This window comes from Grimontia sp. NTOU-MAR1, from assembly GCF_035758505.1.
Taxonomy (GTDB): Bacteria; Pseudomonadota; Gammaproteobacteria; order Enterobacterales; family Vibrionaceae; genus Enterovibrio; species Enterovibrio marinus.
This window is the reverse complement of record NZ_CP142108.1, coordinates 1,799,165-1,813,400: the sequence shown is the minus strand read 5'-3', so window position 1 is coordinate 1,813,400 and position 14,236 is coordinate 1,799,165. Positions and strand designations below refer to the sequence as shown.

At 47.5% G+C, this 14,236-nt stretch carries 15 protein-coding genes; 11 read left to right on the top strand and 4 right to left on the bottom strand.

What is annotated here, in order from left to right; genetic code table 11:
- Positions 1-57: 57 nt before the first annotated feature.
- Complete coding sequence (locus VP504_RS08320; protein WP_325893832.1) at positions 58-486, bottom strand: PACE efflux transporter; 429 nt, start codon at positions 484-486, stop codon at positions 58-60.
- A 570-nt stretch (positions 487-1,056) separates the two neighbouring features.
- On the opposite strand from VP504_RS08320, the gene VP504_RS08315 reads away from it, so the two are divergent.
- A complete protein-coding gene (locus VP504_RS08315) occupies positions 1,057-1,308 on the top strand; it encodes a hypothetical protein (RefSeq protein ID WP_325893830.1) in 252 nt (83 codons plus the stop codon).
- An 81-nt stretch (positions 1,309-1,389) separates the two neighbouring features.
- Here VP504_RS08315 and VP504_RS08310 read toward each other — a convergent pair whose 3' ends face one another.
- Positions 1,390-2,424, bottom strand: a complete 1,035-nt coding sequence (locus VP504_RS08310; protein ID WP_325893828.1) for an NADP(H)-dependent aldo-keto reductase — start codon at positions 2,422-2,424, stop codon at positions 1,390-1,392.
- Positions 2,425-2,680: 256 nt separating this feature from the next.
- Between VP504_RS08310 and VP504_RS08305 the strand changes: the two genes are divergently transcribed.
- Entirely contained in the window at positions 2,681-2,980 is a 300-nt protein-coding gene (locus VP504_RS08305) for a DUF6482 family protein (protein WP_062667251.1), read from the top strand.
- Positions 2,981-2,982: 2 nt separating this feature from the next.
- On the opposite strand, the gene mutH is transcribed toward VP504_RS08305, so the two are convergent.
- Positions 2,983-3,666, bottom strand: a complete 684-nt coding sequence (mutH, locus tag VP504_RS08300; RefSeq protein ID WP_251876547.1) for a DNA mismatch repair endonuclease MutH — start codon at positions 3,664-3,666, stop codon at positions 2,983-2,985.
- 602 nt (positions 3,667-4,268) lie between these two features.
- Between mutH and rppH the strand changes: the two genes are divergently transcribed.
- From rppH to VP504_RS08275, 5 genes are all read left to right on the top strand, one after another.
- Complete coding sequence (rppH, locus tag VP504_RS08295; protein WP_325893827.1) at positions 4,269-4,793, top strand: RNA pyrophosphohydrolase; 525 nt, start codon at positions 4,269-4,271, stop codon at positions 4,791-4,793.
- Positions 4,794-4,814: 21 nt separating this feature from the next.
- Entirely contained in the window at positions 4,815-7,073 is a 2,259-nt protein-coding gene (gene ptsP / locus VP504_RS08290; RefSeq protein WP_325893826.1) for a phosphoenolpyruvate--protein phosphotransferase, read from the top strand.
- A 45-nt stretch (positions 7,074-7,118) separates the two neighbouring features.
- Positions 7,119-7,925 carry a sulfite exporter TauE/SafE family protein gene (locus VP504_RS08285; protein ID WP_325893825.1) on the top strand — a complete coding sequence of 269 codons (807 nt, stop codon included), beginning with the start codon at positions 7,119-7,121 and terminating at the stop codon, positions 7,923-7,925.
- A 13-nt stretch (positions 7,926-7,938) separates the two neighbouring features.
- Positions 7,939-8,739, top strand: coding sequence for a prolipoprotein diacylglyceryl transferase (gene lgt / locus VP504_RS08280; protein WP_325893824.1), 801 nt, complete (start codon positions 7,939-7,941; stop codon positions 8,737-8,739).
- A gap of 92 nt (positions 8,740-8,831) precedes the next feature.
- Positions 8,832-9,671: a thymidylate synthase gene (locus tag VP504_RS08275; protein WP_325893822.1), complete on the top strand. Its 840-nt coding sequence runs from the start codon at positions 8,832-8,834 to the stop codon at positions 9,669-9,671.
- Positions 9,672-9,854: 183 nt separating this feature from the next.
- Here VP504_RS08275 and VP504_RS08270 read toward each other — a convergent pair whose 3' ends face one another.
- Positions 9,855-11,000, bottom strand: coding sequence for a Na/Pi symporter (locus tag VP504_RS08270; protein WP_325893821.1), 1,146 nt, complete (start codon positions 10,998-11,000; stop codon positions 9,855-9,857).
- 425 nt (positions 11,001-11,425) lie between these two features.
- On the opposite strand from VP504_RS08270, the gene nhaA reads away from it, so the two are divergent.
- From nhaA to VP504_RS08250, 4 genes are all read left to right on the top strand, one after another.
- Positions 11,426-12,616: a Na+/H+ antiporter NhaA gene (gene nhaA / locus VP504_RS08265; RefSeq protein ID WP_325893820.1), complete on the top strand. Its 1,191-nt coding sequence runs from the start codon at positions 11,426-11,428 to the stop codon at positions 12,614-12,616.
- Complete coding sequence (locus tag VP504_RS08260; protein WP_325893819.1) at positions 12,588-12,857, top strand: hypothetical protein; 270 nt, start codon at positions 12,588-12,590, stop codon at positions 12,855-12,857. The genes nhaA and VP504_RS08260 overlap by 29 nt, the downstream gene beginning before the upstream one ends.
- Before the next feature lie 60 nt (positions 12,858-12,917).
- A complete protein-coding gene (gene nhaR / locus VP504_RS08255) occupies positions 12,918-13,805 on the top strand; it encodes a transcriptional activator NhaR (protein ID WP_325893818.1) in 888 nt (295 codons plus the stop codon).
- A gap of 116 nt (positions 13,806-13,921) precedes the next feature.
- Positions 13,922-14,218, top strand: a complete 297-nt coding sequence (locus VP504_RS08250) for an ArsR/SmtB family transcription factor (RefSeq protein WP_325893816.1) — start codon at positions 13,922-13,924, stop codon at positions 14,216-14,218.
- Positions 14,219-14,236 lie beyond the last annotated feature (18 nt).

Genomic DNA, 14,236 nt, shown 5'->3' with positions numbered 1-14,236 from the left:
TGATTAGCTGAAACGAAAAAACCGTCTGGTCAGGCGGTTTTTTTTTCGTCTCTAGCTTTATTGGCTAGCAAGTTTCCCCTCGTTGATTGGGAACACTTTGTCGTACATCAGATTGTAGATATATGCATAAACCAGATAGAAAGCCACCAGACCAATGTCCATCAGGAAGGCTTGCCACAGATTGATGTTCAGCCACCAAGCAATAGCGGGTAGTGTTATCCACAATAGGCCCAGCTCAAACAGCACCGCATGAAGAATACGGTGCTTCTGTGTCTTCTCAGTCTTACCTGCGAATCTCATCATAGCTTTGTCGAACCAAAGGTTATAGATGTAGTTCCAACCTGTCGCGAGGACGGAAAAAACTACACCCAACACGCCTGTGTGTGCCGCATCAAAACCAAACAGGGACAAAATGCTCACGATGAGAATAAGGCCAATCACCTCAAAGGCGATGGCGTGTCGAATACGGTCAGCAGCAGTTCTCATGGTTTATTCCTCTCAGTCAATAGCGACATAATATCTACTAAAAAGATTGAATATAGTTACTTACTATCCGTAAAAGAGATGAGTTTGATCGGTCTTCCTACAGTTGTGTAACTGATTGATTATTTTGGGACGACTGTTGCCGGAGAGATTAATTTTAAAACTGACTAGTGAAGAGCGAAATGTCCTTTTAAATAGGCAAAACTTCGAACACGATAGGGTGAAACTTTGCTCAGGTTATTTGAAAAAGAACATGCCACTAAATTCATTGTTATATCAAATAACGCGTTGATATATTGATATAGATCATTAGTATTAACAGGGAATTTACAAGTGCGGAATGTTCCGCAGGTTTACGCAGAAAGGAGGCAAAAGATGACAAATCAACAGCTTACATCCGTCATTAATTGCGCCACTCATCTGTGCGCAGATAAGCGAAAACCTGTACACTAGTCCGCACCCTTTTAGCAAATGGGCCGCGGATACGACTGCGGCTCTGAGCGACACTTCCCTATCAAGATCCCTCGCACGCAATCTATCCAAGGCCTCCTATAACTCATCAAGGAGTCCGTCATGAACCAATCTATCTACCTGCGTCTGGCCGTGTTTTTTGTCCGCATGGATATCAAACGTGAAGAGTCTGCCTGGAGAAAAGCCCATCGCCGAATTCGTTATGTTGGCGAACCTTTGTCTGAGCACCTTCTGCGAGATATTGGATTCGAAAAGGATGGTTTCTCTATTGGTCACAGCGTTGCCCCTCAATTCAAGGCTCAACGCGAAGTGGCTAGAATGCGCAGGAAGCTAAGGCTGAACCTGACTACGTAATCGAAAGGGAGTCACAGATCTTTGTGGCTCCCGCTAGACAATAAAAAAGCGCCTGATGGCGCTTTTCTTTTTATATCAGAGTTATGGGCAAGGGTTGGAGTATTGCTTGCCGATCTCTTCAATACGTTTCAGCAAATCTTGTGGTAACTCGACATCAATGGAGTCGATGTTGGATTTAAGTTGTTCCATTGTGGTGGCGCCAATGATGTTACTGGCGACAAACGATCGGGTGTTCACATAGGCCAGCGCCATCTGTGCCGGAGCAATGGCGAATTCCTTTGCGAGATGGACATAGGCTTGAGTCGCTGCCTGCCCTTGCTCAGTGAAGTACCGAGAAAAACGCTCCCAGCGTGTACAGCGTGCGCCTTCAGGTTTGGCTCCATTAATGTATTTGCCACTCAGAATACCAAAAGCCAGCGGTGAATAGGCTAGAAGCTCGACGCCTTCCAGATGGCTAATCTCAGATAAGCCAACTTCAAAGCTCCGGTTCAGCAGATTATAAGGATTTTGAATGGAGACTATGCGCGGCAGGCTATGTTTCTCTGCCAAACGAAGGTAACTCATTACACCCCATGGGGTTTCGTTGGATACACCAATATGGCGGATTTTTCCTTCACGCACCAATTCAGCCAGCGCATCCAGAGTGTCTAACAGGGTGACACCGGAGTTTTCGTCCTGATGGTCATAATTCAATTCTCCAAAGCTGTTTACGTGTCTCTGAGGCCAGTGCACCTGATAGAGATCGATGTAGTCTGTTTGCAGGCGTGCAAGGCTATTATCTACTGCTTGACGAACATTACGACGATCCAGCGACATATTTTCACGGATATAAGGCACGCCACGCGGGCCGGCGACTTTAGTGGCGATAATCACTTTGTCGCGCTTACCGGACTTTTGCAGCCAAGTACCAATATATTGTTCAGTCAGGCCTTGTGTTTCTGGTGTCGGTGGCACCGAATACATTTCCGCCGTGTCAATAAAGTTCACACCGCGATTGAGCGCAAAATCAAGCTGCTGATGAGCATCCGCTTCGGTGTTTTGCTGACCATACGTCATGGTGCCGAGACAAATCTTACTGACTTCCAGGTTGGTGTGGGGAAGTGTGTGGTATTGCATCCTTTCTCCTTGGGCTGCATCTCATGGGCGATGGGAATTACGTTGAAGAGATGTACGAGCTTTACTTTCCATCTTAGGAAATTTTCTTGACGGTACAAGCGAAAAAAAAGCAGATCAGTCAGCCGCACCACTTGAGAGTTTGAACTGTCGCAAATCACTCACATAGAAGCGGTCAGAAATATCAGTTTTAAATCACACTCAGTATTCTGACACCATATACTAAAGTTAACATTCGATTAACAATGCGGGTAACGAAATGAAATTAAAGCAATTGAAGAGCTGGATACAGGCTCACCCCGACAACGTACCCCATTGCTATGTGATCGCGCATGCAGGTGGTGCGCAGTATGTGGTGGAAGTAGAAGTCAGACACAAACTTGAGCCTTTGAAAGATGACAATACCGACGAGGTGCTGCATTTTGACAACATGGAGCAGGTGTCGGAAAAACTTCGTAAGGTCGGCGTGAAAAAAGCCACGCTTCGCCTGCTTGACCCCTATGACGAATTTGGACCCGCAGACACAAGCTGTAACGAAGACATGGAAATTACGCTGTAAGGTTAGCTTTCGCTTTCTGGCAGCATAAAGTGGCGGGCGAGTATCTTGCCCGTGAACTGGGTGCGAAGATAAAAGCCACGGGGCAAGGTTTTGATGGGTTGGCCTTTTGCACCATAAGCTTCCGTTTTTGCTTTGCTGTTTGCTGCTTTAGGACGAAGCTGTAAATACTCACCATGTCTGGCGCTGATTTCATGTACCTTGCCCAGCACGATAAACTCCATTAACTCTTCCCAATCCGCTTTGAGCTGCGCTTCTTCATCTTCAGAGGGTTGCCATAGCAAAGGCATGCCGACATGACGCTCACATACCGGTATTTCCCGTTCACCTTCAACCGGGATCCAAAGCACTTTGGATAACTTATTGCGAATGTGGCTTTGTTCCCAAGTCAGTCCCTGAACCCCTGTCAGTGGTGCAACACAGACAAACGTGGTTTCCAGTGGTTTTCCGGTATGGCTGATCGGAATCGATTTCAGCTCGATCCCGATCTCTTGGAAATCCTGTTCGGGTTTACTGCCCGCCGTGGCTCCCAAGCATGTCTCCAATAACATGCCTACCCAGCCTTTTTCACGGCGAAGATCAGCCGGACACTCCAGCCCGTGTTGCTCAGCAAGCTCGCCAAGCGTATAACCCGCCAAGGAAAAGGCGCGTTCAAGGAGTTCAACTTCAGATGTTGGGGCTGGAATCATAATGGCTTTGAATACGATTAATCTGATGAGAACGCTATCAGCCTCTACCAAATGGATCCACTGATTTTTGCATTTATCTTTGAGTTATCCACATTGATCAGCTTAAGAAATGCATAAAAGTGGGTCATGGATGCCTATACAGTGGTTTTACTCACAGAATGTGGTTAATTTTGGAACGTGTTGGCGTTAAAGTGAACGAGCTGTGTGGGTAAGTATAAGTTTGATTGATCTTTGACCATTTTAAGATCGTTATAAATTTGGACACCAATCTTTACGCGAGCTACGATAGTGTTATTATCTATATTAATGAAAAATAGAGAGATATTTTTATTTTGTAAGTCCGTAATGTATCCTTTATTTTCTATACTGCGACACTTTTATTCAGTTTGAAGTCTGTTCTGCACAAATGTATCCACAGAAAGCGTGAATAAATGTGCGCGCAGTCTCACCGGATTGTTTATAACTTTGGAGCGAGGGGGAATTTATCCATAAAGGCGGTTAAAGCCCCCAAAAAATGCGTCTCATACACAATGTTTGTTTACCACTGTGCACATAGTGTGAAAAAATCACTGGTAATAGAGATTTATATTTGAGGTCGTCCAGTGATAGATGGCGATGGCTACCGTCCCAATGTAGGGATAGTAATTTGTAACAGCCACGGTCAAGTTCTCTGGGCTCGTCGATACGGACAACACTCTTGGCAATTCCCACAAGGTGGTATTGATGACGGTGAAACTCCTGAACAGGCCATGTACCGTGAACTATACGAAGAAGTAGGGTTAGCAAAGAAAGACGTAAGAGTTCTAGCTACCAGTCGTCACTGGTTACGCTATAAATTACCTAAACGTCTGGTACGCTGGGAATCCAAGCCAGTGTGTATCGGCCAGAAGCAAAAATGGTTTTTGCTGAAGCTGGAGTGTGACGAGTCAAAGGTGAACATGCAACGCGGGGGGACGCCGGAATTTGATGGCTGGCGTTGGGTCAGTTATTGGTACCCCGTAAGGCAAGTGGTGTCGTTTAAACGTGAAGTTTATCGACGCGCGATGAAAGAATTTGCGCCTATGGCGATGCCTTTTCGCGAAAGAAAAAGCAAACGGAAAGGCAAACGGGGCACAGCGAAGAACTAAGGATAAACGTCGAGGGCGCCGATGCTGACGAAACTGCGGGATATCGTTAACAATGTAGCGTCGTCCACCGACGTCAAACAGGCGCTCAATGTCTTGGTACGTGAGACCTGTTCAGCGATGCAGACGGAGTGTTGCTCTGTCTACATTGCCGATTATGACCGCGAACAATATGATCTCATGGCTACGCAGGGACTCAATGCCGGTGCACGCCGTGTTTCTCTCTCCTTTGATGAAGGCCTGGTGGGGTTGGTTGGCCGCCGTGCTGAGCCTATCAACCTTGCACTTGCCAGCTCACATAGTGACTTCAAACACTTTCCTGATATCGGCGAAGACATTTTCCATGCCTTTCTTGGTACACCCATTATTTATCGCCGGAAGGTGCTGGGAGTTTTGGTTGTCCAGCAGCGTGATTCACGCCAGTTTGATGAAAGTGAAGAGTCATTCCTTGTCACGCTCGCTGCCCAACTTGCGGTGGTGTTTGCCCATGCCAAAGCTCAGGGCTTCTGGCCTAACAATGCTAAAGGAGCGTTATTGCTCGAGGGTGCGGCAGCTTCGCCAGGTGTTGCTATTGCCAAAGCATGGTGTGATGTTTCACAGCCACGTCTTGATTTGGTATTCCCTGCTTCTTGCCTTGATACACAAAAAGAGCGCGATAGATTGGATGGTGCTATCAGCGCTGCCGTTACCGAATTCCGACGTTTGCGGAAGCGTTTTGACAGTGACCTGAATCAGGATACGTTGGCGATCTTCGATCTTTTTATCCACCTCCTGAACGATCCGATGTTGCGCAAAGCCATGAATGAACGCATTCAAAATGGCGATTTGGCAGAGTGGGCGGTGAAGCAAACCATCGATGCGTTTGCTGAGCGGTTCCAGAACATGTCAGATCCTTATCTTCGCGAACGAGCCAATGATGTGAAGGAGCTGGGTCAGCGTCTGATTTATTTCCTTGAGAACCAGGAGATTAAACAGTGGAATTTTGATGAGCCTATCGTGCTGTTTGCTCGTGAACTGACAGCTGCGATGCTGGCCGCGATCCCCCGCGATCGTTTAGCGGGCGTGGTCGCTGAAGAGGGGGCGGTGAACGCCCACGCCGCGATTCTGGCAAGAGCGCTAGGTATTCCTGCTGTCATGGGGGTTGAATTCAGCCCGCAGTTAGTTCACCGCAAGCAGATCGTGCTTGACGGTTTCAAGGGCCGGTTGCTGGTTGAGCCTGCGCCTCAGGTGCTTGAAGAGTACGAGCGTCTTCGCGATGAGGAGCTTGAATTACAACAGGAAGTCGAAAGTGCCTTCACTAAGAAGACAGAAACCGCCGATGGCGTTCGGGTTGAAGTCCACTTGAATGCAGGACTTAGCGCTGATACCAGCATTGCTATAAACCGTGGAGTTGATGGCGTTGGGCTTTACCGAACCGAAGTGCCTTTTCTGATGCAGAGAAGCTTCCCGTCTGAAGACGATCAGGTGAACCAATACCGTTCGATTTTGGATTGTTACCCCAAGCAGCCTGTGGTGATGCGTACGCTGGATATTGGTGGCGACAAGCCTTTGCCTTACCTTAAAATCGAAGAAGACAACCCGTTCCTTGGGTGGCGCGGGATTCGATTCACTTTAGATCATCCAGATATCTTCCTTATTCAGGTGCGAGCCATGCTGCGTGCCAGCATCGGTCGAGATAACCTATCTATCTTGCTGCCGATGATCTCTGGTTTATCAGAGCTTTTGGAAGCCAAAAGTCTAATAGAAAGAGCATTTTCAGAAGTGTCTGAAATCGCTGCGCAGCACAGTGAGACCTTGAAGCAGCCAAAGCTTGGGATCATGGTGGAGGTGCCGTCCGTCCTTTACCAACTGGATACTATTGCCCCACACATCGACTTCCTTTCAGTCGGTACCAATGACCTGACACAGTATTTGCTGGCAGTGGATAGAAACAACGCCCGTGTTGCAGATGTCTATGATACATTTCATCCCTCAGTGTTGGCCGTGCTGAAGCAAATCCTCGACAACAGCCGTCGGCTCAAACTGCCGGTGAGTGTCTGTGGTGAGTTTGCCGGTGATCCTATCGGCGCGGTTTTATTGGTGGGAATGGGTTATCGACAGCTCAGTATGAACACCCGAAGTGTGGCGAAAATAAAATACGTATTACGTCATGTTCCTAGTGCAGAGCTTAAGTCGCACTCGGCGGCGGTCCAACAATTGTCGTTAGCGCGTGATATAAGAAACGCCTCAGAAGCCTTTTTAGAGCGGCATAATCTCGGTGGTTTGATCCGGGTAGGTAAATAGGGTGATCTGGCTTCCCAAAAAGTGCAGCGCCAATAGGGATCTTTCATGTTAGAAGCCACATTGTGGTTATTTGGCGTTTGCCTTTTGTTGGGGGGCGTTGTTGGTTTGCTGGCCGGGTTATTGGGGATCGGTGGTGGTCTTATTGTTGTGCCTGCGCTGAGTGTTCTCCTCCCCTGGGCAGGGATTGCTGGAAATCTTGTGATGCCAATGGCGCTTGCCACCTCGCTTGCCAGTATTGTTGTAACCTCATCTTCTTCTGCTTACACGCACTATCGCTTAGGCAATGTTCAGCCTTCAGTTACCCGTACCCTGCTACCAGGCATTTTACTTGGTGGATTGCTGGGTAGTGGTATTGCAGACCGTATGCCGACAGAATATTTGCCGAAAGTGTTTGGGGCTATTGTGTTGCTGCTTGCTCTTCAAATGGCATTATCGCTGAGGGTTAAGTCTGCCAGACCGTTACCTTCCACCCTAGGAAGTATGACCAGCGGGACAGCGATTGGTATGATAGCCAGCCTTGCGGGAATTGGTGGCGGTTCATTGACCGTGCCTTACCTGCATTATCATGGCGTCGAAATGCGAAAAGCCATCGGAAGTGCTTCACTGTGCGGTGTCTTTTTGGCGTTTTCCGGTGTCATTGGTTTTATCTTTTTCGGGCTGAATCAACCCGAAGCGCTACCACCCTACAGTGTTGGTTATGTTTACTTACCTGCGTTGATTGGTATTGTAGTCACTTCCGTAATGACAACACGCTACGGTGCTAGACTTGCGACCCAATTACCGACACCCATCATAAAACGCGTATTCGCGGTGTTTTTGCTCGTAGTTGGCGCAAGCATGTTTTTTAGCTAAGGAAGACGAATTTATGTCACTGACATTTCCCCAAATAGATCCTGTCCTGATTGAAATCGGGCCGCTGGCAGTTCGCTGGTATGGCTTGATGTACCTTGCTGGTTTTGCGTTTGCGCTCTGGTTAGCTAACCGCCGTGCAGACAAAACGGGTAGTGGATGGACAAGAGATGAAGTAGGTGACTTACTGTTCGCAGGCTTCTTAGGCGTCGTGTTAGGCGGTCGTATTGGCTACGTGCTGTTTTATCAATTTGACGCTTTCCTTGCCGATCCCTTATTCCTGTTCAAAGTGTGGACAGGCGGCATGTCTTTTCACGGTGGATTGTTGGGTGTGATTGCAGCCATGGCTTGGTATGCCCGCAAGACCAAGCGGACTTTCTTCGCTGTTTCAGACTTTATTGCGCCGCTGGTACCATTTGGGCTGGGTGCAGGCCGTCTGGGTAACTTTATCAATGGTGAGCTTTGGGGGCGTGCGACAGATATGCCATGGGGAATGATTTTTCCGACAGGAGGCCCAATTGCACGTCATCCTTCGCAGCTTTACGAATTTTTGCTGGAAGGCATCGTATTGTTCCTCATCCTTAACTGGTTTATCAAGAAGCCGCGACCTGCCGGTGCCGTTTCCGGTCTCTTCCTGATTGGCTACGGGGCGTTCCGCTTTATTGTTGAGTTTTATCGCGAGCCTGACGCACATTTGGGCCTATTTGGTGATTGGATCAGCATGGGACAAATATTGTCGACGCCAATGATTATTGTGGGTGTGTTAATGGTAGTCTGGGCTTATCGCAGAGACCCAAGCGCAGCGCGCTCCGTATAATAATTTCAGTTTAAGCCGCAGATCTCTGCGGCTTTCTTTATATTTGTGATTTGTCACCCCGCTATGGCGGGTAGTAAAAGAAAGGAAGAGTCATGAAGCAATATCTTGATTTGATGCAGGATATCATTGATAACGGCACCGACCGCGGTGACCGTACTGGAGTGGGTACACGATCTGTTTTTGGACGTCAGATGCGTTTCGATCTTAGTGAAGGCTTTCCGCTGCTGACCACCAAAAAGCTTTACACTCGCGCCATCATCCATGAGTTGCTTTGGTTCCTCAATGGCGATACCAACATCAAGTATCTCCAAGAAAATAATGTAACAATCTGGGACGAGTGGGCGACAGAAGAGGGCGATCTAGGCCCGGTTTACGGAGCTCAGTGGCGTTCATGGGCCTGTCCGGACGGTTCAACGGTTGACCAGATTGCTGAGCTGATTGAGCAGATCAAAGCCAAGCCAAATTCGCGTCGCCACATTATTACGGCGTGGAACCCTGCTGACCTGCCTGACGAGACCATCAGCCCGCAAGCAAATGCAGAGCAAGGCAAGATGGCACTGGCACCATGCCACTGTTTGTTTCAGTTCTATGTAGCTGATGGCAAGTTGTCATGCCAGCTTTACCAGCGCAGCGCAGACTACTTTCTGGGCGTGCCTTTCAATATAGCCAGTTACGCGCTGTTCACCCATATGATTGCGCAGCAGTGCGATTTGGAAGTGGGTGATTTCGTTCATACCTTTGGTGATGTCCACCTTTATCACAATCACTTGAACGATGACATCGTATACGAGCAGCTCAAGCGTGAGCCAGGTAATCGCCCAACCTTGGCAATCAAACGTAAGCCGAACTCCATCTTTGACTACAAGTTGGAAGATTTTGAGATTGAAGGTTATGAAGCCCAGCCGTCGATTAAAGCGCCGATTGCGATTTAAGGTTTGAAAGTTAGGAAGAGCAGCTCCTATTAAGAGAAGGTCCTAGGAAAGAAAAGAGCGGTAACTGATGATTATCAGTACCGCTTTTTTGTTTTCTGGAATATTTGGTATTGCTCCTGCAGAACGCTAAATACAAAAACGCCCGCATTTGCGGGCGTTTTCAAATCAGTTTTTCAGTTTTGCTTATTGGGTTACCAGCATCACTAGCGAAGGAACTGCGATGAATACCAGACCTAAGTAAGCCACGACGGCCATCTTGTTCTTTGCTGCAGCGTCACCCAGCATTTCCGCACACTTCAGTGGGATTTCACGCAGGAATGGTGTACCGAAGATCAGTAGGGTTGCCAGAATGTTGAATGCCAAGTGTACCAGAGCGATCTGAAGAGCAAAGACCGCGTTTGGACCGGTTACCGCCGTTGCTGCCAGCAGAGCAGTGATACAGGTACCAATGTTCGCACCCAGAGTAAACGGATAAACATCGCGTACCTTCAGTACGTTGGTACCAACCAGCGGAACCATCAGGCTGGTGGTCGTAGAAGAAGACTGAACCAGGATAGTTACCAAAGTGCCAGACATAATGCCGTGGAGAGGACCACGACCGATTGCTTTGTGTAGCATCTCTTTTGCACGGCCAACCATCAGAGAGCGCATCAGTTTGCCCATCAAGGTGATAGAAGCGAAGATCAATGCAATACCCATTAAAGCCAGTACTACGCCGCCCCAGTTACCTGGAAGGACAGACAGCATTTCTTTCGTACCATTAACCAGTGGCTTAGTGATCGGACCCATGAAGTCCAGACCTTTCATGCTCAAGCTACCTTCAAACATGAATGGTGCAACCAACCAGCTTGAGATCTTGTCCAGCAGACCGAACATCATTTCCAGTGGCAGGAAGATAGCAACAGCAATCAGGTTAAAGAAGTCATGGACAGTCGCACAAGTAAATGCACGGCGGAATTCGTCTTTACAGCGAGCGTGACCCAGGCTTACCAGCGTGTTGGTCACGGTGGTGCCGATGTTTGCACCCATCACCATAGGAATGGCTGTCTCAACAGGCAGGCCGCCAGCGACTAGACCAACAATAATAGAAGTCACAGTACTTGAAGACTGGATGAGCGCAGTCGCTACGATACCAATCATCAGACCTGCAACTGGGTGGGACGCGAACTCGAATAAGGTTTTAGCTTCGTCACCCGCAGCCCATTTAAAACCACTTCCAACCATGGATACTGCCAGAAGCAGTACATAAAGCATAAGTGCCAGGTTGGCCCAACGTACCCAATTCTTAGAGCTGTTAATCGGTGCAGCAGTAGAGGCTTGGGAGGTCATAAGAGAAATCTCCGTGACAGTTAAATGTCAGATTTGTGTCAGTGAAAGTATCTGGCGCGGATATTAGGTACGAAATATTTCACTAATATGACAGTTATAAGTTGGTGCATTAGCCATTGATAAGAAAGGGTGTAAAGACTTTGTGTCACATGTACATATTCATATAAAAAACAGAAAGATAAGTTGTGGGTATGGAGGGTAGAGTCGCAGTATAAAAAATAGGCACTTGAACCGGTATGGAGCTTAATGCAGGCTGGACTGGAGATGTTTATTGCAGAGCTACCGATTTTCGTTGCGAAAAAAGTAACAATTTTGATTGGATACTTCGGATATTTCGATGTTTAATCTCCGAAGAACCGATTTTTCTTTATCGATGATCGGCGCCTAGACTAGTAGAGATTAATTAATTTAACGGAGTGCTTTTAATGACTGATGCGATTCGTCAGTTTATGAAGATGGAATCAGCTGGTGGTTTAGTGCTGATATTTGCAGCTATTTTGGCAATGATTGTTGCCAACTCACCCCTGCAGCCAGTGTATGACGGAGTACTTCACAGCTATGTGGCTGGTCTTTCTGTCGCGCATTGGATCAATGACGGCTTAATGGCCATCTTCTTCTTGCTGATTGGACTGGAAGTAAAAAGAGAGCTGATCGAAGGTGCTCTAAACACAAAAGAAAAAGCGATTTTCCCAGCTATCGCTGCAGTAGGCGGTATGCTAGCGCCTGCTCTGGTTTATTTAGCGTTCAATGCTGGTGATCCTGTCACTCAAGCTGGGTGGGCGATTCCTGCGGCGACAGACATAGCCTTCGCGCTGGGCGTCATGGCACTGTTGGGTAAACGTGTACCATTGGCACTGAAAGTCTTTCTACTGGCACTGGCAATTATCGATGACCTTGGAGTTATCGTGATTATTGCGCTGTTCTACAGTAGTGACCTATCAATCGCAGCATTGACTGTTGCTTTCCTTTCTACGGCTGCTCTATTTTTGATGAACGCAAAAGGTGTGACTCAAACCAGGTGGTATTTACTGGTGGGTGCCGTACTTTGGTTTAGCGTTTTGAAATCAGGTGTGCACGCTACTTTGGCGGGCGTGGTATTGGGCTTTGTTATTCCACTGGAAGGTGGGAAAGATGGTAAGTCACCGCTCAAAGCACTTGAGCATGCAATACATCCATACGTTGCGTTTCTTATCCTGCCAATCTTTGCGTTTGCAAGTGCGGGCGTTTCGCTGGAAGGTGTATCGATGGAAAGTCTGACTAATATGCTTCCGCTGGGTATCGCTTTGGGTCTGTTGATTGGTAAGCCACTGGGTATATTTACATTCAGTTGGGCTGCAGTGAAACTGGGTGTTGCCCGTTTGCCGGAAAATGTCGATTTTAAGCAGATCTTTGCCGTGTCTTTGTTATGTGGTATTGGCTTTACTATGTCTATCTTTATTTCGTCGCTGGCGTTTGTCGGGGTAGATGACACATACATTACCTTCTCACGACTGGGCATTCTGATTGGCTCAACTATCTCGGCTGTCGCAGGTTATGCTCTGCTGAATGCTGTATTGCCGAAATCGAGCGAGGTGGAGGAAGATAGCGATGAGAAAAAAGTTAGCATTGATTATTAGCGGTGGTCTTTTTGCTGCACCAGCGCTGGCAACGGATAAGTATTCGCACTGTTTTGATGATAATTCGACAGATGTTTGCAAGGCTTTCCTTGCTGGGCTGGAAACAACCCAACCGGAGGTTGTTGAAAAAATATCACTAACAACAACGCCTAGCTTTTACAAAGACACCCTATTAGGCAGAGCGCCTCAGCAGCGCGCAGGTGGTCGTTACAGGACCTCCACCATTGCCAAGAAAGGATAAGCTAACAGGTCAAAACGCCAGCCGCGGATAACGTGCCTGGCGTTTTTTCGTTGAGAACACATGTCACATTTAAACTATAACCACCTCTATTACTTCTGGATGGTCTGTAAGCAAGGCTCAGTATCCAAGGCTGCAGATGCTTTGTTTCTGACACCACAGACTGTCACAGGGCAGATAAGAGCACTTGAAGAGCGTCTTAAGGGCAAACTGACCAAGCGTGCTGGCAGGAATATCGAGCCCACCGAGCTTGGGCAACTTGTCTTCAAATACGCGGACAAGATGTTTGGACTGAGCTATGAAATGCTTGATATCGTTAACTACAGTCAACGGGAGCACCAACTGTTTGATGTTGGGGTAGCCGATGCACTATCAAAGAGCTTGGTCAGTCGTGTACTACTGAAAGCGCTGCCGGAAGATGATGGTATTCACCTGCGTTGTTTTGAATCAACTCACGAACTTTTGCTCGAACAGCTCAGTCAGCATAAGCTCGATATGATTCTTTCTGACTGCCCAGTGGATTCCACGCAAAGCCCCGGCCTTTTCAGTGTGAAGATTGGTGAGAGCCTGATGAGTTTTTTTTGCTCGGCTGACTTTACCAAGAAACGTTTCCCAGCAGAGATTGAAGAACACAAGCTACTGATTCCGAGCACGCGAACTGCCATGGGACGAAAGTTGATGCATTGGTTTGATAGCCAAGGGATCACCCCAACTATTCTTGGGGAGTTTGATGATGCAGCGCTGATTAAAGCTTTTGGCTCGAATCACAAAGCGATGTTTGTCGCGCCTACATTCTACTCTTCAGACGTGTTGGAATTACCTAATGTGCAGGAGGTTGCGAAGGTAGAAGCATTGAAAGAGGAATACTATGTGATCTTTGCAGAGCGGATGATTCAACATCCCGCGGTAAAACGTATATGTGAAGCCGATTTAAGCAAATTGTTTCACTAAGTCTCAACACCTTTATAGCATTCTTAAGCGCGGGCCATTGTTACTGCTCCGAACAATGTTAAACTTAAGTCAAACACAAACAAACCTTTAGACGTATTTTTTAGCGGACAGTAAGTATGGAATTGAAACAGATGCAGGAAGCTGGGCCAAAGGCCGTGCAGTTGCTGAAAGCAATGGCCAACGAGCGCAGACTCTTCATACTCTGTTATCTGCTGGAAGGGGAAATGTCGGTTGGTAAGCTGAGTGAGAAGCTCGAACTCAGTCAGTCTGCATTATCTCAACACTTAGCCTGGTTAAGACGTGATGGCTTGGTGGCGACAAGAAAAGAAGCGCAGACAGTCTACTATTCGTTGAAAAGTGTAGAAGTACAAACCATCATGACAACACTACACCAGTTGTATTGCAGTAAATAAAAATTAGAACAAATAAAA